This is a genomic window from Afipia sp. MLSD5-FHT05B12 (assembly GCF_058793355.1).
The window spans coordinates 21,545-43,949 of the sequence record NZ_JBXAFS010000005.1; the positions used below are offsets into that span (position 1 = coordinate 21,545).

Below are 22,405 nucleotides of genomic sequence, written 5' to 3' on the forward strand. Positions count from 1 at the left end.
GGCTGCCGGGCGCCCCTAAATCGTAACCTGCGTGCCGACTTCCACCACGCGGCCAGTCGGGATCTGGAAGTAGTCCGTGGCGTCGTTCGCCGAACGGCTCATGCCGATGAAAAGATGATCCTGCCAGCGTGGCATTCCTGACCGTGCGGCTGGTTTCAAGGCACGGCGGGACAGAAAGAACGATGTCGACATGATGTCGAACTGCCAGCCAAGCTTGCGGGCAATGGCAAGCGCTTTCGGAACATTCGGCGATTCCATGAATCCGAACTTGAGCGTGACCTTGGAGAACATCTCGCTGACATCTTCAAGCCGCACACGCTCTCCGATATCCACCCGCGGTGTCGGCGCGATCTCGATGGTGAGAATGACATTCTTCTGATGCAGCACCTTGTAGTGCTTCAAGCTGTGCATCAGTGCCGTTGGAGCAAAATCCGGATTGCTGGTCAGAAACACAGCTGTGCCGGGCACCCGCTGTGGCGGCTTCTTCTCCAGCATAGCGATCAGATCGGTGAGAGGAATTTCCTGCCTGTGCGACTTCTCATAGAGCAGTCTGCTGCCGCGCCGCCACGTGTACATCAACAGCATCACGATGCCGCCAAGCGCCAGCGGCACCCAGCCGCCTTCAAAAACCTTGAGCAGGTTTGCCACCAGGAACGTCAGATCGATTGCGAGAAACGGCAAGATCAAAGCAGCCGCAGCGAGCGGCGACCACTTCCATACCTTCCAGATAACGACGAAACCCATCATCGCCGTGACCACCATCGTGCCGGTCACAGAGATGCCGTAGGCCGAGGCCAGCGAACTGGATGAGCGAAACAACATAACCAGCAACAGGACGCTGATGAGCAGCAGCGCATTAACGCGTGGGATATAGATCTGACCGGAATGCGCCTCGGACGTGTGGGTTATCTCGAAACGCGGCATCAAGCCGAGCTGAATGGCCTGGCGTGTCAAAGAGTAGGCCCCAGTAATGACGGCCTGACTGGCTATGACAGTGGCGACAGTCGCCAATAACACCATCGGAACCAGCGCCCAGCCCGGAAACATCAAGAAGAATGGATTTTCAATGGCTTTCGGATCGACGATCACGAGCGCCCCCTGCCCGAGATAGTTGAGGGCCAGCGAAGGCAGCACGATCGCGAGCCAAGCGGCCCGGATCGGCCGCTTTCCGAAATGGCCAAGGTCAGCATAGAGCGCTTCAGCGCCGGTTACCGCGAGGAAAACGGCACCTAACGTCACGAGGCCAATGAGGCCATGATGTATCAGGAAAGACAGGGCATATGCCGGGTTGAGAGCCTGCAGCACCTGCGGATGCCGTGCGATTTGCGGGATGGCAGCAACCGCAAGAATAACAAACCAGGCGCACATGATCGGGCCAAAGAACGACGCAACGCGTGCAGTCCCACGCGACTGGACTGCGAATAGCGCGATCAGAATAAGTACTGTTAGCGGCACGACGTATTGATCGAACGCCACCGTCACGAGCTTGATGCCTTCGATCGCCGAAAGCACCGACAGCGCCGGGGTGATGACCGCGTCGCCGTAAAACAAAGCCCCGCTGATAATTCCAAGCAGCACGACAATGCCGCCACTCGTTTTCAATGCTCGCTGAGCGAGCGCCATTAGCGCGAGTGTACCGCCCTCGCCGTTGTTGTCGGCGCGCAGCAAAATGAGAACATATTTGAGTGTGACCACAACGATCAGCGCCCAGAGGATCAAGGACAGGACGCCCAGGACCGCCTCGGGATTCGCGCTTGTCGTCGTTGCACCAGCAGCGGTCACGGCTTCGCGAAACGCGTACAGCGGGCTAGTGCCGATATCGCCGTAGACAACGCCGATACTTCCAAGCATCAACCCCTTGAAGGACGCGGTGGAATGCGTCTCACCATGCCCATTTGCCGCCGGTGTTTCCACCGCGGTTGTTATCGTATCGGCCATCGAAGAAAGCGCCTCAATTGTTCACTGCACAATGCAACGCAGCAGGCCTATACGCCCGCGCCGAACGCATACGTTAGCCTGTTTTCGCGCCTCTGACATGCGATAATCACATGGATTAGTAGCAAATAGCCCCGAATCTGCCAAATCGATCAGATGGTTACCTGAGTACCAACCTCCACCACGCGTCCGGTCGGGATCTGGAAATAGTCGGTGGCGTCGTTTGCGGATCGGCTCATGGCGATGAACAGGTGGTCCTGCCAAAGCGGCATGCCGGATTGCGCGGAGGGTTTCAGCGAACGCCGGGAAACGAAAAACGACGTCGACATGATATCGAACTGCCAGCCGAGCTTGCGGGCAATCGCAAGGGCCTTTGGCACGTTCGGCGATTCCATGAAGCCGAAGGTGAGCCGGACCGTCGAGAACTTTTCGCTGATGTTTTCCATTCGCACGCGATCAGCCACGTCGACGCGCGGCATCTCGGCGGTGTGGATGGTCAGTATGACATTGTGTTCGTGGAGAACTTTGTTGTGCTTGAGGTTGTGCAGCAACGCAGTCGGAACGTATGCAGGATCGCTGGTGAGAAAAACGGCGGTGCCCTTCACGATGTGGGGCGGCCGCTTTTCGAGACTCTTGATGAGATCGGCCAGCGGCACTTCCGTGCGACGGGTCTTGTTGATGAGGATCACGGTGCCACGGCGCCATGTCCAGATCAGACCCGCCATCAGAATTCCGAACAGCACCGGCACCCACGCGCCCTGAAGCAGCTTCAGAAGGTTCGCAGTCAGGAACGTCAGATCGACGACCACCAGAGGGACGATCAGCGCGGCCGCAGTCGCGGCGCGCCAATTCCAAAGCTTCCAGATCACGACGAAACACATGAGGCCGTCGCAAACCATCGTGGTGGACACTGCGATGCCGTACGCCGATGCCAGACCGCTTGAGGTGCGGAACAGTCCGACAAGGAGCAACACACCGATCAACAGCATCACATTGACCCGCGGCAGATAGATCTGCCCGGCGTGTGCTTCAGAGGTATAGCGAACCTCAAACCGTGGAAGCAGACCGAGCTGAATGGCCTGACGTACCAGCGAGAATGCACCGGTAATTACTGCCTGACTGGCGATGACGGTCGCCGCCGTCGCAAGGCAGATCAGTGGCACCAGGAATTTTTCCGGCACCATGCGATAGAACGGGTTTTCGATTGCAGCGGGATGCGACAGAACCAAAGCGCCCTGCCCGAAGTAATTCAGCAACAGGCACGGCAACACGAAATAGAACCACGCCGTCTGGATCGGTTTGCGGCCGAAGTGACCCAGGTCGGCATACAGCGCCTCACCGCCCGTAACGGCGAGAAACACCGCGCCGAGAATCACCAGACCGATCACACCGTGTGTCAGCAAGAACTGCACGGCAAAAATCGGATTGATGGCATGGACGATGCCCGGATCGTCGCTGATATGCATCAATCCCATCACACCAAGCGTCAGAAACCAGAGAATCATGACGGGGCCGAAAGCGCTGGCAACCAGCGCGGTTCCGCGACTTTGTACAGCGAACAAACAAACGAGAATTAAGATCGCCAGCGGAACGACATAGTGCTCAAGCGCCGGTGCGGCGATCTTCAAACCTTCGACTGCGGAAAGGACGGAAATAGCCGGCGTGATCATCGCATCGCCGAGGAACATCGATCCCCCGATCACGCCGAGCGCGAGGAGGAGCCAACTGCGCCGCCCCAGCGCTCGCTGGCCGAGCGCCATCAGCGACAGTGTTCCGCCTTCGCCATTGTTGTCGGCGCGCAGCAGCAGCAGCACATATTTGACGGTGACGACAACGATGAGCGACCAGAGAATCAGCGACAGGACGCCGAGAACGATCTCACGCGAGACGGGACCGCCGTTGGTCGCGTTGTGGACGGCCTCGCGGAAGGCATACAAAGGCGATGTACCGATATCGCCGAACACCACCCCGATGCTGCCGAGAGTGAGGGCCCAAAACCCGGTTCTTACCGGTACCTCTTGGGGCGTATCGGCGGATGTATCGCTGGCAGCCATGATCGAAGAAACGCCCTGACGGTGTCTTTTGATCCCGGCAAGCCGGTGATCACTTTTGAGTGGCGCTTCTTATAGCACTGCCATCCGATGTCTACTGCGACGCATCGACAGGGAACCTGGAAACAGGAGCTAGAGGTATAATAATACACCCAAGTCAGGGCTTCAGATTAGGCGGGAGTGGTGGATCTTCTCGCATCAACGTAATCGTCACACGCCGGTTTGCGGCCAGCGAGGGATCGTCCGGAAACAGCGGCTGGGTGTCGGCCTTGCCCGAAACGGAGAACACGTGGGAGGCCGGCAAGCCCTCCTGCTCGAGGATCTGGCGCACGACGTTCGCACGATCCGCAGACAGGTCAAAGCCGTCATAGCCAGAACGCGACGGCAGGAAGCCTGCCGAGGTGTGACCGACAATGGCGACGCGCAGCGGCGTCGCCTTGAGCGGCGCGGCCAGCTTTTGAAGCAGACGCCGCGTCCGCTCCAGCGGTTGCTTGGAACCGTCAGCGAACATTGATCGGCCATCCTGATCGACGATCTCGAGGTTGAGCCCCTGCTTGGTTTCCTCGAACATGATATGCTTGGATAGTTCGGAAATCTCCGGCAGGTCCTGTAGCGCCTGGCGAAGTGACGCGGAGGCGAGCGCAAATTCGCGGTCGGTCTTCATGCGCGCGCCGGCTGTCTTGTTCTTGTCTTCCTGATCTGGCGTTGGATTGTTGGACGCCTCTTCCGGCGGGATATGTGCAACGTTCCGCATCTTGGGGCGCGTCGGCAAGCCATCGGACTCGATGAGACCCGAGAAACGCGATGCGTTCTGAACGCCGAACGCATCCCGCATCGAACCGGCGACGATTTTCAGCTTCTGCTGATCCTGTGTGGAGAAAGCCACGAGCATCACGAAGAAACTCATGAGCAGCGCCATGAGATCGGCGAAGGTCACGAACCAGCCGTGCCCTCCTGCGTGTGCTGCACCCTTCTTTTTCTTGGCCATGGACTGAGCTGCCTTACATCAAGCGCGAAAGGTCAAGCCGGAACCGGCTCGCCCTCTTCATGGCGATGCTTTTCGGGCAGGTAAGCCAGCAGCATTTCGCGGACCAGTGTCGGTGACTTGGCATCGCGGATCATCAGGATGCCATCGATGATCAGGGTGCGATTGGTATCCTCGTCGGTCAGTTTGACGTGCAGCTTGTCGGCGATCGGGAGACAAAACAGGTTTGCCACCAGCGCACCGTACAACGTCGCCAGCAGCGCCACCGCCATGAAGGGACCCAGCTTCGACGGATCGGACATATTGGAAAACATCTGTACCATGCCGATCAGGGTGCCGATCATGCCGAAGGCCGGGGCGCAATCACCGATGGCACGATAGATCTTCTGCCCCTCATCGAGATGCATCAGAAAGTTGTCGCGGTCGCGCTCGAGGTTGTCGCGGATGAAATCCATATCATAGCCGTCGGCGACATACCGGATGCCTTTGGCAAGAAACGGGTCATCGGTTTCGACTTTCTCAAGTCCCACGGGTCCCTGCTTGCGAGCCACCTCTGCGATCTGCGCAAGTTCGTCGACCAGTTCGCGCGACGTCGTTTGCCGCATCGTGAACGCATATTTCAGGCCCATCGGCATGCCGTGGACTATCGCGACGAAGGGGAAACGGATCAGCGTGGCGGCAAACGAACCGCCTCCGATGATGATGATGGCGTGAATGTCGTAGAAAATTCGGAAATCGCCGCCCATCAAGATCAAGGTGACGAGAACGGCAATACCAGCGAGCAACCCGGCCCCGGTGGCGATATCCATTTCAAACTCCGACGCAACAATACAGCGCGGCCCGTTCTGAGCGCGCATTGGGACACTAGCGTCGGGGCAATTAAGGTCGGGTAAAGGTTATCGAATTGATGCCGGAGCGCGGCAAGATTGCAGTGAATGCGGCAGAAACCGTCTCAAACAGCGGGCATCGGTACGGAAGCCATGGCTAAAAATCGCAGGAGATAATTAACCATAAGGGCGCGCCAAGGCGGTTGGCGGTCAGTTCAGCCGTGGCGGCCGGTCATCCTTAACAGGATCGATGACGGCATTGAAATCCGCTGTTGCAGGGCTTGAATAGCTCGGCTCGCTCACTGTTGCGGCCGCGCGCGCGCGGCGCTCGTGGGCGCGGTAGGATGCCCACCCAAGCGGAAGACTGAACAGATAAATCAGCGAGCCGCCTGTCAGGAGATGCCACGGATAGCTGATCAGAACGGCGATGAACAACACCACGAGCACGACAACCGGCAGAACCATGTCTGGAGCGATCCTGCCGCCGATCATCTTGCCCGAGAATACCGGCAGCCGCGACACCATCAGGAATGCGATTGACAGCGTGAACAGCGCCGTGATCGGAGCCGGTAGTTGCGGCGCGCCGATGAACACGAGGTACATCGGTAACAAGACGCAAAGCGCGCCCAGCGGCGCCGGAACGCCAGTGAAGTAGTTTCCGGCAAAGGCCGGCTTGTTCGGATCGTCCATGGTGGCATTGAAACGGGCCAGCCGCAGGCCTCCGCTGATCGCAAAGATCATCGCCGCGATCCAGCCGACGTTCTTCAAATCATGCAACTGCCAGAAATACAGGATGAGCGCCGGCGCAACGCCGAAATTGACGAAGTCCGCGAGGCTGTCCAGTTCCGCACCGAAACGGGACTGGCCCTTGATCATGCGCGCCACGCGGCCATCGATGCCGTCGAGTACCGCTGCGAACACGATCGCTGCGAGCGCCAGTTCGTTGCGGCCTTCGATCGACAGCCGGATCGCGGTCAGCCCCGCACAGATCGCCAGCAACGTAATGACGTTGGGCACAAGCATCCGGATCGGAATCTGGCGAAACCGGCGGCGGCGCAGATCAGGCGTTCTAGGGTCAGGAGGCATGTCCATAAGCCCTTATATAGCAATCCCCTACCAGCTTCGCCATTGTGGCGAAAAGCCTGCTAGTGTCCTGAATCCGAAGTTCACCTCATTTTGCGGCACGCTCCGGAGCGAACTTCGGATTCAAAAGGACACTGGAATCATGATTCTAGTGTGGTTTTGGTCCGCAAATCCGCAAAAGGACGTGTTGAGAAGATATTGCGGACTTGCGAACCACCCCACTGGTGATCGCGGGCTTGGTTAATCCACCCGGTAGCTGCGTCCGCCGTCGCCGAGCTTGAAATCGGCCAGCACGGTTTCACCCGCAATGGCCGTCTGGCCTTCCGATACCAGCGCCTTGGCGCCTTCGGGCAGGAACACGTCGAGCCGCGAACCGAACCGGATGAGCCCGAAGCGCTCGCCCGCCCCGAGTACCTGGCCTTCCTTCACGAACGACACGATGCGCCGGGCCACCAGCCCGGCAATCTGGATGACCCCGATACGGCCAGCCGGCGTCGAAATCACCAGCGAGTTGCGCTCGTTGTCCTCGCTCGCCTTGTCGAGATCGGCGTTGAGGAATTTTCCGGGGCGGTAAGCGATGCGATCAATCCGTCCGGCCACCGGGCTGCGATTTACGTGGCAGTTGAACACGCTCATGAAGATCGAGATGCGTGGCAAAGGCTTGTCGCCGAGACCAAGTTCAGCTGGCGGCACGGCTTGCACCACCATCGAGACGCGGCCATCAGCCGGCGACACCACGATGCCTTCGCGCACCGGCGTCACCCGTACCGGGTCGCGAAAGAACAGCGCACACCAGACCGTCAAAGCGGATCCGATCCAGCCCAGCGGCGTCCAGATCCAGAACAGGATCAGGCTGGCGAAGGCAAAAGCCCCGATGAATGGATAGCCTTCCGGATGGATCGGCGGAATCTGGTCGCGAATGGACTTAACGACGGACATGCGTTCAAGAACCTGCGTTGAATGAGACCTAAAACTATTCTGCGGCTTCCGGCGCAACCAGCGGATCGTCGACCGGTGGCGGCGCGCGATTGGGCGCGATGTTCTCGTCGGCCATCATGGCCAGCTTTTCCCGCGCTTCCTGGGCCTCACGTTGCCTGTTCCACATGCTGGCGTAAAGGCCATTTGCCGCCAGAAGCTGCGCGTGGGTCCCGCGCTCGGAAATCCGGCCCTGATCCAGCACGATAATTTCGTCCGCGCCGACGATGGTCGACAACCGGTGCGCGATCACCAGCGACGTTCGGCCGCGCGCGACCTTCTCCAGCTGATCCTGGATTTCACGCTCGGTATGGCTGTCGAGAGCCGATGTCGCCTCGTCGAGCACAAGAATCGGCGGCCCCTTCAGGATCGTGCGCGCAATCGCAACCCGCTGCTTCTCGCCGCCGGAGAGTTTCAGCCCACGCTCGCCGACCTCGGTCTCATAGCCGTCCGGCGACAGGCGGATGAAACCGTCGATCTGCGCCATCATCGCGGCTGCTTCTACCTCGGCATCGCTCGCATCCCACCGGCCATAGCGGATGTTGTAGCGGATAGTGTCGTTGAATAGCACGGTGTCCTGCGGCACCATGCCGATCGACGCGCGCAGCGACGACTGCGTGATGTCGCGAATGTTCTGACCATCGATTGTGATCTTGCCGCCGCTGACATCGTACAACCGGAATAATAACCGGGAGATCGTCGATTTTCCCGCACCCGACGGACCAACAATGGCAACGGTCTTGCCAGCGGGCACCTCGAACGAGAGCCCTTTCAGGATCGGTCGTTCCTGATCATACGAGAACCGAACGTCTTCGAAGCGAACGGTACCAGCTGAAATCTGCAGCGGCGTTGCACCCGGCACATCCTTCACTTCCGGATTGCGAGACAGCACGCCGAACATCTTTTCGATGTCGATGATCGCTTGTTTGATTTCGCGATACACCATGCCCATGAAATTCAGCGGCTGATAAAGCTGGATCATCATGGCATTGATCATGACGAAATCGCCGACAGTATTGGTGCCGTTGCGAATCCCGACAGCGCACATCAGCATGGTCGCTGTGAGACCGAACGTGAAGATCACCGCCTGGCCCGTATTCAGCACCGCAAGCGACGTGTAGGTGTGAACGCTGGCGCGCTCATAGCGCTCCATGGATTTGTCGTAGCGCCGCGCTTCACGCTCCTCGGCGCTGAAGTATTTCACCGTCTCGTAGTTCAGCAGCGAATCGATCGCTTTGGTGTTGGCTTCGGTATCGGAATCGTTCATCCGGCGACGAATCTCGATTCGCCATTCGGTCGCGTAGTAAGTGTAGAGCATGTACACGACGACGGTGACGAACGTCACAAGCACGTAGCGCCAGTCGAACTGCCACAACAGCACGCCCATCATCAAAGCCAGTTCGACAATGGTCGGCGCAAGTTGAAGGATGACCATGCGCACCATGGTCTCGATGCCGGTGCGGCCGCGCTCCAGCACTCGGGTCAAGCCACCGGTCTTGCGTTCCAGATGAAAGCGCAGCGACAGTTCGTGCATATGCACGAAGGTGAGAAACGCCAGTTTGCGTACCGCATGCATCGCCACCTTGGCAAAGAGGCCGTCACGCCACTGCGTCAGCACCATCATGACAATGCGGATGGCGCCATAGCTAAGTGTCATGATGAGCGGCGAAGCGATCAGCCATAGCGCCCAGTTCGACGACTGTACGGGTGCAGTATCGGCGCCGGTCAGTGCATCGACAGCCCACTTGAAGGTGAAGGGGACAAACAGCGTCGCGGCTTTGGCGATGAGCAACAACACCATCGACCAGACGACGCGCATCTTCAGATCGGCGCGGTCGCCCGGCCAGATATACGGCCACAGATGCGCCAGCGTTCCGAACAGCGTGGCTTTCTCGGCATTCATATCGGCGGGTGGCTGGGCGTTGTTCAGCGCCTCTGCAGGGCCGGCGGGATAGAGGTCGGCCATTTTAGTGTCGGCCGCCCTGGGGCTGCCGGACGCGGCCGGAAGCGGCGCATGCCGCAATGTCACATGGTGGAGTCATACGCAACATATAGAGCGTTCCGGCGCCTTTCGCACCCCGCCAAGCGGTTCTTTTCCTTTAAAATCGCGATTCGAGAAACAATCGGCTGTGCGCCGCAAGATGCGCGTCTTGACGATGTCGCAATGCGATGCCACATCGCATAATATGAATACTATCAAGAATGTCTGCGTTTATTGCGGTTCCGGCCCCGGTACCAATCCCGAATTCGTCAAAGCGGCCACAGCCTTCGGCAAGACCCTTGCCGAAAACCGCGTCGGCTTGGTCTATGGCGGCGGCTCTATCGGCCTGATGGGCGCTGTTGCGGCCGGCGCACTCGACCACGGTGGCAAGGTCACCGGCATCATCCCAACCTTCCTGACGAAACGGGAGCATGTCCTGAAAGACGCGCAGGAGCTCATCGTCACCAAAGATATGCACGAGCGCAAACAACTGATGTTTGAGCACTCCGATGCGTTCGTCGCGCTCCCCGGCGGCGTCGGTACACTGGAAGAACTGGTCGAGCAGATGACGTGGTCGCAGCTCGGCCGCCACAGCAAGCCGATCCTGCTCGCGAACATCGAGGGGTTCTGGAATCCCCTGCTCGTACTGATTGATCACATGAAGCAGACGGAATTCATCCGCGCCAACCTGTGGGTCGATATTTTGACCGCCGATCACGTCGAGGACATTCTCCCCACGCTTCATAAAGCCGCCGCGCAGGTTTCCGAAGCGGCCAAGCTGATGGACGACCAGGTCGCGAGCCGGCTATAGCCTCCTTCAAGCCGACGGCTGATCGTCTTTCAGGAATGTTACCGCCTCAATACGGTTTCCGTCCGGATCGGCAACAAACGCGGCGAAGTATTTGACGCGATCATGCGGACGCACGCCGGGCGGTCCATCGTCTGTGCCGCCTGCCCCCAGAGCCGCGGCATAAAACGCCTCAACCTCGTTTGTTGTCCTTGCGCGGAGACAAATGTGCGTACCACTGTCCGGCGATACACGCGTCATGTTCGGACGCAGATTGATCCAGAATTCGGGATAGCTTTTTCCGAACCCGATCGTCGCAGAACGCACGACCAGTTTTGTCAGGCCGAGCGGCCCGAGCGCAGCTCCATAGAAGCGCGCAGCCCGTTCAAGATCGGAAACGCCTACCGAAACATGATCGAGCATCGGCGCTTTCTCCTTCCGCCGGAACGCGTTTACGCAGGTGCGCCGGACTTCACCAGCTTGTAAATCACCGAATCCATCAGCGCCTGAAACGAAGCATCGATGATATTGGGCGATACGCCCACCGTGGTCCAGCGTTCGCCCGCCTCGTCCTCGCTCTCGATCAGCACGCGGGTGATCGCCCCCGTGCCGCCATTGAGGATACGCACGCGATAATCGACCAGCTTCAGGCCTTCGATATATTTTTGATACTTGCCAAGGTCCTTGCGCAGCGCGACGTCGAGCGCATTGACCGGGCCATTACCTTCCGCCGCCGAGATCAGCATTTCTCCGGCGACATCGACCTTCACCACCGCCATCGCCACAGTGACGTGCTGACCCAACGCATTGTAGCGCTGCTCGACGTTCACATCGAACTGCACAACCTTGAAATAATCCGGCACCTTGCCGAGCGTTCGGCGCGCCAGCAGATCGAAAGAAGCATCCGCGGACTCATAGGCATAGCCCGCCGCTTCCTTCTCCTTCATCTCCTCAACCAGACGAGTCAGCTTGGGATCGTTTTTATCGAACGGAATACCGGCCCTCTCCAGCTCCGCGATGACGTTGGAACGGCCGGCCTGATCGGAGACCAGAACCTTGCGGTGGTTACCGACAGCCTCCGGCGCGATGTGCTCGTAGGTCTGCGGGTCTTTGAGAACCGCCGACGCGTGGATGCCCGTCTTGGTGACGAATGCGCTTTCCCCGACATATGGCGCGTGACGATCCGGCGCGCGGTTGAGAATATCGTCAAGGGCGCGAGAAGCATGCACCAGCGTCGTGAGTTTCTCTTGCGAAACGCCGATTTCGAACTTGTCGGCAAATTCCTTCTTCAGCTTCAACGTCGGGATCAGCGAGCAGAGATTGGCATTGCCGCAGCGCTCCCCCAGCCCGTTGAGCGTGCCTTGAATCTGCCGCGCGCCCGCGCGCACCGCGGCGAGCGTATTCGCGACTGCCTGCTCGGTGTCATTATGGGTATGGATGCCGACATGATCGCCGGGAATGTGCTTCACAACGTCGCCGACGATGGCCTCAATCTCGTTTGGCATCGTGCCGCCGTTTGTGTCACACAGCACCACCCAGCGCGCGCCTGAATCATATGCCGCCTTGGCGCAGGCCAGCGCGAACTGCGGGTTCTCCTTGTAGCCGTCAAAGAAGTGTTCGCAGTCGAGCATGACCTCCCGACCGGCCGCCTTCGCCGCGCTCACGCTGTCGCGGATCGAGGCAAGATTTTCCTCGTTGGTGGTCTCAAGCGCCACCCGCACCTGATATTCGGACGATTTTGCAACAAAGCAGATCGCGTCGGCTTTCGCTTCAAGCAATCCCGCGATGCCGGGGTCGTTCGACACCGAACGGCCCGGACGGCGCGTCATGCCGAAGGCGGTGAACTTTGCATGATCGAAGTTCGGCTTGGCGGAAAAGAACTCCGTATCCGACGGGTTCGCACCCGGATAACCGCCCTCGATATAATCGATGCCGAGATCGTCGAGCATATTTGCGATGATCTGCTTGTCGTGCAGCGTGAAATCAACGCCGTTGGTCTGCGCGCCATCGCGCAGCGTTGTGTCGAACAGATAGAGGCGTTCACGGCTCATAATGGTCTTCCCGGCATCTCGCCTCGCGGCGCGTCGCCGCTCAGTGATTTCTTCATTGTGGTATTTGCCAGCCATTCGCCGCCGACGGTTACCGTGCTGCGCTGCTGGCTCGTATAGCCGCGGCTGGCAAAAAAAGGCTCCGCGGTATCGCTGGCTTCAACCGTCAACGCAGTCGCGCCGCGTGCGCCGGCAAGTTTCTCCAGCGCATCGCAAAGCGCCGTGGCGACGCCCTGCCGCGCAAAGCCCGGATGCACGTAGAGCAAATCGAGATGGTCCTTGCCCTTCAGCGAGGCAAAGCCCACCGGCGAACTTTCGATGGTTGCCACCAGCGTCAACTGGCCCGCAATACGCTTGCCGAATTTGCTTTCGTCCTCGGCGGCGCTGGCCCAGGCCTCACGCTGCGCGTCCGAATAATCTTCCTCGGCCAGTTCATCGATGCTGGCGACGAAGATCGCCGCGAGCACCGGAGTGTCCTCGGAAAGAAACGGCCGCAGGCCGACCTTGGGAAGCGCCTTTCCCATTGGATCAAAAAGCTCCAAACAGCTTGAGCGCGATCACGACGGCTGCCACGATCACTACCCATTTCAACACGATGTAATAGCGCCAGTGCTTTGGAAAAGGCGTGTCCGGCTTTGTCATCGTGCAATCTCCCATGTGGTCACAGGCTTGCCATCGGCATCCTTGCCGTCCTTCAACACAATGCCTCGGGCGGCGAGTTCGTCGCGGATGCGGTCGGATTCCTTGAAATCCCTTCGCGCACGCGCAGCTGCACGATCCGCAATCAGATCATCGACATTGCCCGCTTTGGAAACAGCGCTGGCATCGGCTTTGGCAACCCATGCCACGAACCGCGCAGCATCGAGGCCGAGAAACGCAAGCGCGTTACCCAGTGCGGTTGCAGCTTCATCTCCCGGATCGCGAACCTGCTTGCGCAAGGCATGCAATTCCGCGATCGCCCTGGGTATGTTCAGATCGTCAGCCAGGGCTTCGATAACTGAAGCGGGAGGTTCTCTTGAGGCCGGAGGTGCTGCTACGCTGAAAAAATCCTTCAGCGTATTGAATGCATTGTCACACGCAGCCAATGACCAATCGATCGGTGAGCGATATTGCGTCTGCATCATCGCAAACCGCAATGCGTCGCCGGGCCATGAACGGCCGCGCCAGCCTGTCAGCAACTCCCTGATCGTGACGAAGTTGCCGAGGCTTTTCGACATCTTCTCGCCTTCGACCTGAAGGAAGCCGTTGTGCATCCAGACATTGGCCATGCGCTCTTTGTGAAATGCGCAGCACGATTGCGCCAGTTCGTTCTCGTGATGCGGAAACACGAGATCGATGCCGCCGCCGTGAATGTCGAACTGCTCGCCGAGATGCTTCCATGACATCGCCGAGCATTCGATATGCCAGCCCGGGCGCCCCTGCGCTGTGATGCCACCCGGCGATGGCCACGACGGTTCGCCAGGCTTGGAGGGCTTCCACAGCACGAAGTCCATCGCATCGTGCTTATAGGGAGCGACGTCGACGCGCGCACCGGCGAGCATTTCGTCCAAAGAGCGCCGCGCGAGCTTGCCATAATTCGGATCGGACGCCACCTTGAACAGGACGTGATCCTGTTCGGCATAGGCATTGCCACCCGCGATCAGCTTTTCGATGATCTCGCGCATCTCGGCGATATGTTCGGTCGCGCGTGGCTCGACGGTTGGCCGCAGGCAACCGAGCGCATCGACGTCGGCGTGAAACTGCTTCTCCGTCTCCTCGGTGACCTTGCGGATCGCCTCGTTCAGCGGCAGGCCGGGAAAATCCCGCGCGGCGCGATCGTTGATTTTGTCATCGACATCGGTGATGTTGCGGACGTAGGTGACATGCTTTTCGCCGTAGATGCGCCGCAGCAGCCGAAACAGCACGTCGAACACGATCACCGGACGCGCGTTGCCGATATGCGCGAAGTCATAGACCGTCGGTCCGCACACGTACATGCGCACGTTGTCAGGATCGAGCGGCGTGAAAACGCGCTTCTCCTTCGTCAGCGTGTCGTAGAGCTTCAGCTCCATGGAAAACACTATCCCTTGCCTGAGGTCCTGAATTCGCTCGTTCGCCTCGTTTCACAGCACCGTCCGTAGCGAACGAGCGAATTCAAAAGACACCAGAGTCATGATTCTGGTGTGGTTTTGGTTCGCAAGTCCGCAAACGAGTAAGCTGCAAAAAGATGCGGACTTGCGAACCACCACACCAGTGGCCGGGTCGTCCCATGATCTCGGTTGAGAAAAGACGGCTCCAGCCAGCGAATCGCTAGCTAATAATCTCGCGGCAGATGCCGAAAATGGAGAGAGAGCCGTTCATGTGCCGCACAATGGTCCAGCCGGGGGGATCGCGTCAAGGTCACACCTCATGGATTTCGGCGTCCACGGCCCCAATTGCCACGGAATCGCCGCCCTTAATCATTCTTAACCGTTCGGGCTTATTGATGGAGGTGCCTGTGCTTCTCCCGAACCGGTGCCACCATGCGATTCCTGCTCACGCTGACTGCCTGCGTATGTCTGATTGCCGCGACCGAGACGCGCGCCGATAGCCGTATTTTCATCGTCGCCAATCAATCGGACGGCTACGGCGTCGACGAATGCCTCGCCAAGGGCGAAAAATGCGGGGCTCCGGCCGCGCGGGCCTATTGCCAGTCACGGGACTTTGCGCAGGCCACCGGTTACCGCCGCGTCGATCCCGATGAGGTGACCGGCGCCATTCCAGCCTCCACGGGCGGGGCCACCGGCAACGGCGAGTTCGTCGCCATCACCTGCCAGCGTTAAAGCACGGTTCCGAGGCTTCTTTTCGTCACGATTCTCTGCCTTATCTGTGCCCCTGAATCGACGTGACCTTGCCGCCGGAAGCTTGTATGTGAGCCCGTCGGCCGCGCCGCGGTCAGTTAGCCGGATCGTGACAGCTTGCCGAATTCTGCGTTCTTGCGATGGACCTTTGCTGCCTCTGCGCTTGTGAGCGCGGCGCTGTTAACCCATGGCGCGATGGCGCAACAAGGGTTGCCGCCCCCTCCTGCTGGCCAGCCTGGCGCCGCGAACCCCGTCTGCCAGCGGCTGGTGGGGCAATTATCGGCCATCGATGGCGGCGGCGGCGACAACGCCAAAGCAGACCAGATTCAGCGTTATGTGGAAGCCCAGAGCCGGCAGCAGGCCGAACTGGAGCGCGTACAGGATCAGGCCAAGCGCCAGGGCTGTGACAGTTCGGGATTTTTCTCGCTGTTCACGGGTCCCTCCGCGCAGTGCGGGCCGATCAACACGCGCATTCAGCAGATGCGGTCGAATCTCGACCAGATCACCGGCAATCTTGAACGGCTGCGCGGCGGCGGGTTTGGCGGCTCGGAACGTGAGAACCAGCGCCGCTCCGTGCTGATGGCGCTCGCCCAGAACAATTGCGGCCCGCAATACGCAGCTCAACTGCGCAACAGCGGCGGCGGCGGTTTCCTCGACAATCTGTTCGGCGGCAACAATAACAACAACGCTGGTGTGCCGATGGACAATGGCGCTGCGTCGGGCACCTATCGCACGGTTTGCGCGCGAAGCTGCGACGGGTTCTATTTCCCGATCTCGTTCGCCACGGTGCCCAGCCGTTTCGCGGACGACGAGCGCACCTGCAAGGCCCTGTGCCCCGCCTCGGACGCGACGTTGTTCACCTATCGCAATCCCGGCGAAGACATGAATCAGGCGGTGTCGATCAACGGCCAGCCTTACTCGCAATCGCCGAACGCGTTCAAATATCGTCAGGCGTTCGACAAATCGTGCAGTTGCAAGGCCGTGGGCCAAACGTGGTCCGACGCCCTGAAGAATATCGACGACAAGGCGGCCGCTGCCCAGCAGGGCGACATCATCGTGACTGATGAAAGCTCCAAGCGTATGTCGCAGCCGCAAAAAGGCGCTCCAGCTTCGGCGCAAAAGAAGGCAGGCACCGTCGCAACGCCGACGAACACTCAACCGCTGCCAACTGGAACGGCACCCGAAACACCTTCTGCTTCTGGCGACAAGCCGATCCGGTCGGTAGGCCCGACCTTTATTCCGGCGCGCTAAGGTTCGGTTAGCCCTCGAACGCTTCCGCCGAACCGCGGCTCGATCGCGTCACCAGCGAATGATCAGGAGCGGCTGGCGCTTTTCCGTTATCGCGAAACTTGTTGACGATCGGGTAGCGGCGATCACGGCCGAAATTCTTGCGCGTCACCTTCACACCCGGCGCGGCCTGGCGGCGCTTGTATTCGGCAATATTCAGCAGCCGATCGATACGCGAAACGGTGTCGCGGTCGAAGCCCTCGGCAACGATCGACGCCAATGGTTCCTCACGCTCGACCAGCCGCTCCAGAATTCCGTCCAGCACGTCGTAAGGCGGGAGCGAGTCCTGGTCGGTCTGGTTCTCGCGCAATTCCGCCGTCGGCGGGCGCGTGATGATGTTCGGCGGGATGACTTCGCCGGACGGGCCGAGCGCGCCCTCGGGCTTCCATGAATTGCGCAATGTCGAAAGCCGGAACACCTCGGTCTTGTAGATATCCTTGATCGGATTGTAGCCGCCATTCATGTCACCATAGAGCGTGGCATACCCCACCGACATTTCCGACTTGTTGCCGGTGGTCACCAGCATGGCGCCGAACTTGTTGGAAATCGCCATCAGCAGCACGCCGCGCGTGCGCGCCTGAAGATTTTCCTCGGTAACGTCGCGTTCACGACCGGCGAATGTCGGCTTCAGAATTTCCTCGAAGCCATGCACGGCAGGCGCGATCGGCAGCACTTCGTATTTGATGCCGAGCGCTTTGGCGAGTTTCGCGGCATCGTCGAGGGATTCCTGTGCCGTAAATCGGAACGGAAGCATAACGCCACGCACCTTGTCCGCGCCGAGCGCATCCACCGCGATGGCTGCGCAAAGCGCGGAATCGATGCCGCCCGATACGCCGAGAAGCACACCCGGGAAACCAGTCTTGCCAACGTAATCACGCAAGCCCAGCACGCAGGCGGCATAGTCCCCCTTGTCGCCATCGAACACCGGCGTCACTGGCCCCTTGCAACTCCAGCCGCCCTCGCCCTTCGTCCAGCGCACTGTGGTGATGTTTTCAACGAAGCCCGGCAACTGGAACGCCAGCGAGCGATCAGCGTTCAATGCAAAGGATGAACCATCGAACACCAGTTCGTCCTGGCCGCCGACCTGATTGAGATAGATAAGCGGCAGCCCGCTTTCGGCCACGCGCGCGACGGACACCGACAGGCGCATGTCGTTTTTCTCGCGTGTATAGGGCGAGCCGTTCGGCACGATCAGGATTTCCGCGCCGGTTTCCACGAGGCATTCGACGACGTTCTCGTAGTCTCCTGACTCTTCCATCCATGTATCTTCACAGATGGGAACGCCGACCCGCACGCCGCGGATCGTCACCGGCCCTGCGGCTGGTCCGCGCGCGAAGACGCGCTTCTCGTCGAACACGCCGTAGTTCGGCAAGTTAGCCTTAAAGCGCAGCGCCGCGATACGCCCCTCGTCGAGCAGCGCGCAGGCGTTGTAGAGCTTGCCGTCCTCGACCCAGGGCGTTCCGATCAAGACCGCGGGACCGCCATCGGACGTTTCCCGCGCCAGCGCTTCGATTTCGGCACGGCATGCGGCCTGAAAGGCCGGCTTCAGGACGAGGTCTTCAGGCGGGTAGCCCGCGATAAACAGCTCGGACAGCACCAGCAAATCGGCACCGTCGGCTATGGCGCGCAGACGGGCCGCGCGAGCCTTGGCAGCGTTGCCGGCGACGTCACCGACGACGGGGTTGAGCTGAGCGAGCGTGATCGTGAGCTGGGATTTGGTCATAACCGCTTTTAGCCCGGCCGGCGCGATATCTGCAATTGCTCAATATGAGCATAAATCAGATGAGACCTATGCGCTCGGCGATGGCGAACAGCCATGTCGCTCCCGCTATCAGCAATGTGACACCGACAGCCGCCGACCCCATGTCCTTGACGCGGCCGATTTGCTTGTCGTGGTCCGTCGTCAGGCGATCGGCCAGTTTCTCGATGGCCGTATTCAACAATTCGACCACCATCAGCAGCAACACGATGCAGATCAGCTGGATCTTACGTTCCGGCGAAACACCGACCAGGAAAGCCAGCGGCACAGCGATGACAAGTGCGACGACCTCTTCACGGAAGGCCTGCTCGGAACGGAAGGCAAACGCCAGTCCGTTCCGGCTGTTGATCGTGGCGCTCCACATCCGCGACAGCACCTTACGGAGCATCAGAAACCCGCAACGGCCGGCATCGGCTTCGCTTTGCCAGAGCGATCCTGCTTGAGCAGTTCGGCAATCAGAAAGGCCATATCGATCGACTGCTCGGCGTTCAGGCGCGGATCGCAGACCGTGTGATAACGGTCGTTGAGATCCTCGTCGGTGATCGCGCGAGCGCCGCCGATGCATTCTGTGACGTCCTGTCCGGTCATTTCCAGATGGACACCGCCGGCGTGCGTGCCTTCGGCTGCATGGATGGTGAAGAACGACTTCACCTCCGACAGCACGCGGTCGAAGGGCCGGGTCTTGTACCCGGACGTCGATGTGATGGTGTTGCCGTGCATCGGATCGCACGACCAAACCACAGAACGCCCCTCCCGCTGCACGGCGCGGATCAGTTGTGGCAAATGCGCATCGACCTTGTCCGAACCGAAGCGATTGATCAGCGTCAGCCGGCCTGGCTCATTGTCCGGATTCAGAACGTCAATCAACTTGATCAACTCATCCGGCTTCAACGACGGACCACACTTCAGGCCGATCGGATTCTTGATGCCGCGGAAGTATTCGATGTGGCCATGATCGAGCTGACGGGTGCGATCGCCGATCCAGATCATGTGACCCGTGGTGGCGTACCAGTCGCCCGTCGTGGAATCGACGCGCGTAAAGGCCTGCTCGTAGCCGAGCAGCAGCGCTTCGTGACTGGTGTAGAAATCAGTGGCTCGCAGTTCCGGATGGCTCTCGAGATCCAGACCGCACGCGCGCATGAAATTCAGCGCCTCGGAAATCCGATCAGCCAGTTCCTTGTAACGGCGCGACTGCGGCGAATCCTTCAGGAAGCCGAGCATCCACTGATGCACGCTGCCCAGGTTTGCGAAGCCGCCCGTTGCAAATGCGCGCAACAGATTGAGCGTCGCCGCCGACTGCCGGTACGCCATCAACTGGCGCTGCGGATCAGGTGTGCGCGCTTCCGGGGTGAAGGCAATGTCGTTGACGATATCGCCGCGATAGCTCGGCAATTCAACGCCGTTCACTTTCTCCATGGGCGACGAGCGCGGCTTGGCGAACTGTCCGGCGATGCGGCCAACCTTCACCACCGGCAGCGCGCCGGCATAGGTCAGCACCACCGCCATCTGCAGCAGCACGCGGAAGAAATCGCGGATGTTGTTCGCGCCATGTTCGGCAAAGCTCTCGGCGCAGTCCCCGCCCTGCAACAGGAAGGCTTCTCCGGCCGCGACACGGGCCAACGCCTTCTTCAGGTTGCGCGCTTCACCTGCAAAAACCAGCGGTGGAAACGTTGCAAGCTGCGCCTCGACGTCAGCCAATGCCTTCGCATCGGGATAGTCTGGCACTTGCATGACTGGCTTCTTGCGCCAGCTGTCGGGCGTCCACCGCTCGGACATGACTGAAACTCCTCAGGAAACGGCAATCTTATGATAGTGCCGGGTTATACACAGATGGTCCCGATCTTGCCAGATGCAAATCAGCATGATGTCTCAAGGGCTTGCCCCCGCTGAGCGACTCTTTTCGGCTCAGCGTAGTGCTACGGCCGGGCGGAGATAACTATTCCGCCGCCTGACGGACGTGCCGGGCGCTGGGTATGCGCAGGGTCACGAGCTCTTCGGCTGCCGTCGGATGGACCGCCATTGTCGCGTCGAAATCGGCCTTGGTCGCCTTCATCTTGACGGCGATGCCAACGACCTGGATCAGTTCCCCTGCCTCCGGCCCTACGATATGGCAGCCCAGAATCCGATCGGTCGAGGCGTCGACGATCAGCTTCATCATGATCCGCGATTCACTTCCCGACATTGTCGATTTCAGCGACCGGAAGTCGGTCTTGTAAATGTCGACATGTGTATACTGCGCCCGCGCCTCTGCCTCGTTCAGTCCCACCGTGCCGACCTCAGGCTGCGTGAAGACCGCCGTTGGAATATCGGCATGATCGACGCGTGTCGGCCGCTTGCCGAACACCGTGTCTGCGAAGGCATGCCCCTCGCGGATGGCAACCGGCGTCAGGTTGATACGATGCGTGACATCACCGACCGCATAGATGTGCGGTACGTTAGTCTGCGAAAAACCATCAACGGCAACACCGCCGTTGATAGGGTTCAGCTCAACACCAGCCTTCTCAAGCCCGAGACCTTTGACATTCGGGTGCCGCCCGACCGCGAACATCACCTGATCGGATGCGATGCTCGATCCGTTCGATAGATGCGCCGTAAAAGCTTCACCGTGCTTGTCGACCTTGGTGACGATGCAGCCCGTCAGCACCGTGATGCCGGATTTTTCCATTTCGCTGCGAACGTGCTTTCGCACATCATCATCGAAGCCGCGCAAGATATTTTCGCCGCGATAGATGACGGTGACGTCCGCGCCAAGCCCGGCGAAGATGCAGGCGAATTCCAGCGCAATATAGCCGCCGCCCTGAATCACAATCCGCTTCGGAAATTTCGGAAGGTGGAACACCTCGTTGGACGAAATCACATGCTCGATGCCCGGGATGGCTTCGCCGTGATTTGGCGCGCCGCCGGTGGCGATCAGAACATATTTCGCTCCAACAGTTTCGCCGGTCGACAGGCGCAGCGTATGCGCATCCTCGAACGTCGCACGCGCCTTTAGGATTTTGGCGCCAGCCTTCTCGACGTTGAACGTGTAGGCCGCCTCTAGCCTGGCAATTTCCTTGTCCTTGTTGGCAATCAAGGTCGGCCAGTCGAAGGTCGCGGGCGGAATAATCCAGCCGAAACCCGCGGCATCTTCAAGTTCATGGCTGACGTGGGACGCGTAAACCATCAGCTTCTTGGGTACGCAGCCGCGGATCACGCAGGTGCCGCCCATCCGGTATTCCTCGGCGACCAGGACGCTTGCACCGTAACCCGCAGCGATCCGGGCGGCGCGTACGCCGCCGGAGCCACCGCCAATCACGAACAGATCAGCATCCATGTCCGCCATCTGAATTTCCGATCGTACCTAGATATCCTTGCCGCGCTTCTTCATTTCAGCACGAAACTTGCCATTGATTTCTTCGCCGAACTTCTGCGCCCACTGATCCATATATTGACGCGCGGCGTTGAATGCCACGGGCTCCTGCGCGATCACCTTGACGCCAAGCGGCGATTTGTAGAACGCGGCGAGCTCCTTCAGCTCCTGCTCGGTGAACGCACCGGCGTAAATCCGCGCCATTTCCTCACCGATTTCCTTTTCGCGGCCGGCGAGATCCTTCGCGACCTGAACGGCAACCTCGTTGAGGTCCTTCTGGTAGTTCAGATTCGACTGCAACAGCACGTCCTTGGTCCGCTGCACGAGACCGGGAACGGCGCCTTGATAGATCGCGCTGACATTCTTCGACGTCAGGATTTCCTTGGCATAACCGATGGCGGCGGGGGACGGCTTTGGAGCCTGCGCCACCGCGCTGCCGAGCATCAGGCCCAGCACTGCGCCTGCCGCGAGCAGAACGTTCGAAAACTTCCTCATATCAATTCTCCTCAATTGCGCACC

19 protein-coding genes are annotated in these 22,405 nt (G+C 59.7%); 3 read left to right on the forward strand and 16 right to left on the reverse strand.

Annotated features, from left to right (window positions below):
* Nucleotides 1-15 precede the first annotated feature (15 nt).
* The 7 genes from AC1Q6J_RS09090 to AC1Q6J_RS09120 all read right to left on the reverse strand — a co-directional run bounded on the left by AC1Q6J_RS09090 (nucleotide 16) and on the right by AC1Q6J_RS09120 (nucleotide 9,822).
* Nucleotides 16-1,938 (reverse strand): potassium transporter Kup, encoded by a 1,923-nt coding sequence (locus tag AC1Q6J_RS09090; RefSeq protein WP_492278996.1) that lies wholly within the window; start codon nucleotides 1,936-1,938, stop codon nucleotides 16-18.
* 149 nt (nucleotides 1,939-2,087) lie between these two features.
* On the reverse strand, nucleotides 2,088-3,989 hold the full coding sequence (locus AC1Q6J_RS09095) for a potassium transporter Kup (protein ID WP_492278997.1): 1,902 nt from the start codon (nucleotides 3,987-3,989) through the stop codon (nucleotides 2,088-2,090).
* A 154-nt stretch (nucleotides 3,990-4,143) separates the two neighbouring features.
* Nucleotides 4,144-4,974 (reverse strand): OmpA/MotB family protein, encoded by an 831-nt coding sequence (locus AC1Q6J_RS09100; RefSeq protein ID WP_492278998.1) that lies wholly within the window; start codon nucleotides 4,972-4,974, stop codon nucleotides 4,144-4,146.
* A gap of 32 nt (nucleotides 4,975-5,006) precedes the next feature.
* A complete protein-coding gene (locus AC1Q6J_RS09105) occupies nucleotides 5,007-5,780 on the reverse strand; it encodes a motility protein A (protein WP_492278999.1) in 774 nt (257 codons plus the stop codon).
* Between the two features lie 228 nt (nucleotides 5,781-6,008).
* On the reverse strand, nucleotides 6,009-6,890 hold the full coding sequence (gene pssA / locus AC1Q6J_RS09110) for a CDP-diacylglycerol--serine O-phosphatidyltransferase (RefSeq protein ID WP_492279000.1): 882 nt from the start codon (nucleotides 6,888-6,890) through the stop codon (nucleotides 6,009-6,011).
* 231 nt (nucleotides 6,891-7,121) lie between these two features.
* A complete protein-coding gene (locus tag AC1Q6J_RS09115) occupies nucleotides 7,122-7,877 on the reverse strand; it encodes a phosphatidylserine decarboxylase (protein ID WP_492279001.1) in 756 nt (251 codons plus the stop codon).
* A complete protein-coding gene (locus tag AC1Q6J_RS09120) occupies nucleotides 7,855-9,822 on the reverse strand; it encodes an ABCB family ABC transporter ATP-binding protein/permease (protein WP_492279002.1) in 1,968 nt (655 codons plus the stop codon). Before AC1Q6J_RS09120 ends, AC1Q6J_RS09115 begins: the two co-directional genes overlap by 23 nt.
* Nucleotides 9,823-10,042: 220 nt before the next feature.
* Here AC1Q6J_RS09120 and AC1Q6J_RS09125 point away from each other — a divergent pair, with 220 nt between their 5' ends.
* Nucleotides 10,043-10,648: an LOG family protein gene (locus AC1Q6J_RS09125; protein WP_492279210.1), complete on the forward strand. Its 606-nt coding sequence runs from the start codon at nucleotides 10,043-10,045 to the stop codon at nucleotides 10,646-10,648.
* Nucleotides 10,649-10,654: 6 nt separating this feature from the next.
* On the opposite strand, the gene AC1Q6J_RS09130 is transcribed toward AC1Q6J_RS09125, so the two are convergent.
* The 4 genes from AC1Q6J_RS09130 to cysS all read right to left on the reverse strand — a co-directional run bounded on the left by AC1Q6J_RS09130 (nucleotide 10,655) and on the right by cysS (nucleotide 14,723).
* Nucleotides 10,655-11,047, reverse strand: coding sequence for a VOC family protein (locus AC1Q6J_RS09130; protein WP_492279003.1), 393 nt, complete (start codon nucleotides 11,045-11,047; stop codon nucleotides 10,655-10,657).
* A 29-nt stretch (nucleotides 11,048-11,076) separates the two neighbouring features.
* Nucleotides 11,077-12,675: a citramalate synthase gene (cimA, locus tag AC1Q6J_RS09135; RefSeq protein WP_492279004.1), complete on the reverse strand. Its 1,599-nt coding sequence runs from the start codon at nucleotides 12,673-12,675 to the stop codon at nucleotides 11,077-11,079.
* Nucleotides 12,672-13,196 (reverse strand): GNAT family N-acetyltransferase, encoded by a 525-nt coding sequence (locus AC1Q6J_RS09140; RefSeq protein ID WP_492279005.1) that lies wholly within the window; start codon nucleotides 13,194-13,196, stop codon nucleotides 12,672-12,674. The genes cimA and AC1Q6J_RS09140 overlap by 4 nt, the downstream gene beginning before the upstream one ends.
* Before the next feature lie 114 nt (nucleotides 13,197-13,310).
* Complete coding sequence (cysS, locus tag AC1Q6J_RS09145; protein WP_492279006.1) at nucleotides 13,311-14,723, reverse strand: cysteine--tRNA ligase; 1,413 nt, start codon at nucleotides 14,721-14,723, stop codon at nucleotides 13,311-13,313.
* Nucleotides 14,724-15,173: 450 nt separating this feature from the next.
* On the opposite strand from cysS, the gene AC1Q6J_RS09150 reads away from it, so the two are divergent.
* Both AC1Q6J_RS09150 and AC1Q6J_RS09155 read left to right on the forward strand, forming a co-directional pair.
* Nucleotides 15,174-15,473: a hypothetical protein gene (locus AC1Q6J_RS09150; RefSeq protein WP_492279007.1), complete on the forward strand. Its 300-nt coding sequence runs from the start codon at nucleotides 15,174-15,176 to the stop codon at nucleotides 15,471-15,473.
* Between the two features lie 135 nt (nucleotides 15,474-15,608).
* Nucleotides 15,609-16,742, forward strand: coding sequence for a DUF2865 domain-containing protein (locus AC1Q6J_RS09155; RefSeq protein WP_492279008.1), 1,134 nt, complete (start codon nucleotides 15,609-15,611; stop codon nucleotides 16,740-16,742).
* 7 nt (nucleotides 16,743-16,749) lie between these two features.
* Here AC1Q6J_RS09155 and AC1Q6J_RS09160 read toward each other — a convergent pair whose 3' ends face one another.
* The 5 genes from AC1Q6J_RS09160 to AC1Q6J_RS09180 all read right to left on the reverse strand — a co-directional run bounded on the left by AC1Q6J_RS09160 (nucleotide 16,750) and on the right by AC1Q6J_RS09180 (nucleotide 22,381).
* The gene (locus AC1Q6J_RS09160) at nucleotides 16,750-18,501 is read right to left on the reverse strand and encodes an NAD+ synthase (protein WP_492279009.1); all 1,752 of its coding nucleotides are present in this window, start codon (nucleotides 18,499-18,501) and stop codon (nucleotides 16,750-16,752) included.
* Between the two features lie 55 nt (nucleotides 18,502-18,556).
* On the reverse strand, nucleotides 18,557-18,910 hold the full coding sequence (locus AC1Q6J_RS09165) for a diacylglycerol kinase (protein WP_492279211.1): 354 nt from the start codon (nucleotides 18,908-18,910) through the stop codon (nucleotides 18,557-18,559).
* Between the two features lie 14 nt (nucleotides 18,911-18,924).
* Nucleotides 18,925-20,313 (reverse strand): class II 3-deoxy-7-phosphoheptulonate synthase, encoded by a 1,389-nt coding sequence (locus tag AC1Q6J_RS09170; protein WP_492279010.1) that lies wholly within the window; start codon nucleotides 20,311-20,313, stop codon nucleotides 18,925-18,927.
* A gap of 160 nt (nucleotides 20,314-20,473) precedes the next feature.
* Nucleotides 20,474-21,859 carry a glutathione-disulfide reductase gene (gene gor / locus AC1Q6J_RS09175; protein ID WP_492279011.1) on the reverse strand — a complete coding sequence of 462 codons (1,386 nt, stop codon included), beginning with the start codon at nucleotides 21,857-21,859 and terminating at the stop codon, nucleotides 20,474-20,476.
* A gap of 18 nt (nucleotides 21,860-21,877) precedes the next feature.
* Nucleotides 21,878-22,381: a DUF2059 domain-containing protein gene (locus AC1Q6J_RS09180; RefSeq protein WP_492279012.1), complete on the reverse strand. Its 504-nt coding sequence runs from the start codon at nucleotides 22,379-22,381 to the stop codon at nucleotides 21,878-21,880.
* Between the last annotated feature and the right edge of the window lie 24 nt (nucleotides 22,382-22,405).

Coding starts and splice junctions, on each gene's coding strand:
- AC1Q6J_RS09120 (WP_492279002.1), bottom strand. CDS start 9,822: ATGGCCGACCTCTATCCCGCCGGCCCTGCAGAGGCGCTGAACAACGCC.
- pssA (WP_492279000.1), bottom strand. CDS start 6,890: ATGGACATGCCTCCTGACCCTAGAACGCCTGATCTGCGCCGCCGCCGG.
- AC1Q6J_RS09105 (WP_492278999.1), bottom strand. CDS start 5,780: ATGGATATCGCCACCGGGGCCGGGTTGCTCGCTGGTATTGCCGTTCTC.
- AC1Q6J_RS09140 (WP_492279005.1), bottom strand. CDS start 13,196: ATGGGAAAGGCGCTTCCCAAGGTCGGCCTGCGGCCGTTTCTTTCCGAG.
- AC1Q6J_RS09090 (WP_492278996.1), bottom strand. CDS start 1,938: ATGGCCGATACGATAACAACCGCGGTGGAAACACCGGCGGCAAATGGG.
- cysS (WP_492279006.1), bottom strand. CDS start 14,723: ATGGAGCTGAAGCTCTACGACACGCTGACGAAGGAGAAGCGCGTTTTC.
- AC1Q6J_RS09170 (WP_492279010.1), bottom strand. CDS start 20,313: ATGTCCGAGCGGTGGACGCCCGACAGCTGGCGCAAGAAGCCAGTCATG.
- AC1Q6J_RS09100 (WP_492278998.1), bottom strand. CDS start 4,974: ATGGCCAAGAAAAAGAAGGGTGCAGCACACGCAGGAGGGCACGGCTGG.
- cimA (WP_492279004.1), bottom strand. CDS start 12,675: ATGAGCCGTGAACGCCTCTATCTGTTCGACACAACGCTGCGCGATGGC.
- AC1Q6J_RS09125 (WP_492279210.1), top strand. CDS start 10,043: ATGAATACTATCAAGAATGTCTGCGTTTATTGCGGTTCCGGCCCCGGT.
- AC1Q6J_RS09160 (WP_492279009.1), bottom strand. CDS start 18,501: ATGACCAAATCCCAGCTCACGATCACGCTCGCTCAGCTCAACCCCGTC.
- AC1Q6J_RS09130 (WP_492279003.1), bottom strand. CDS start 11,047: ATGCTCGATCATGTTTCGGTAGGCGTTTCCGATCTTGAACGGGCTGCG.
- AC1Q6J_RS09180 (WP_492279012.1), bottom strand. CDS start 22,381: ATGAGGAAGTTTTCGAACGTTCTGCTCGCGGCAGGCGCAGTGCTGGGC.
- gor (WP_492279011.1), bottom strand. CDS start 21,859: ATGGCGGACATGGATGCTGATCTGTTCGTGATTGGCGGTGGCTCCGGC.
- AC1Q6J_RS09150 (WP_492279007.1), top strand. CDS start 15,174: ATGCGATTCCTGCTCACGCTGACTGCCTGCGTATGTCTGATTGCCGCG.
- AC1Q6J_RS09095 (WP_492278997.1), bottom strand. CDS start 3,989: ATGGCTGCCAGCGATACATCCGCCGATACGCCCCAAGAGGTACCGGTA.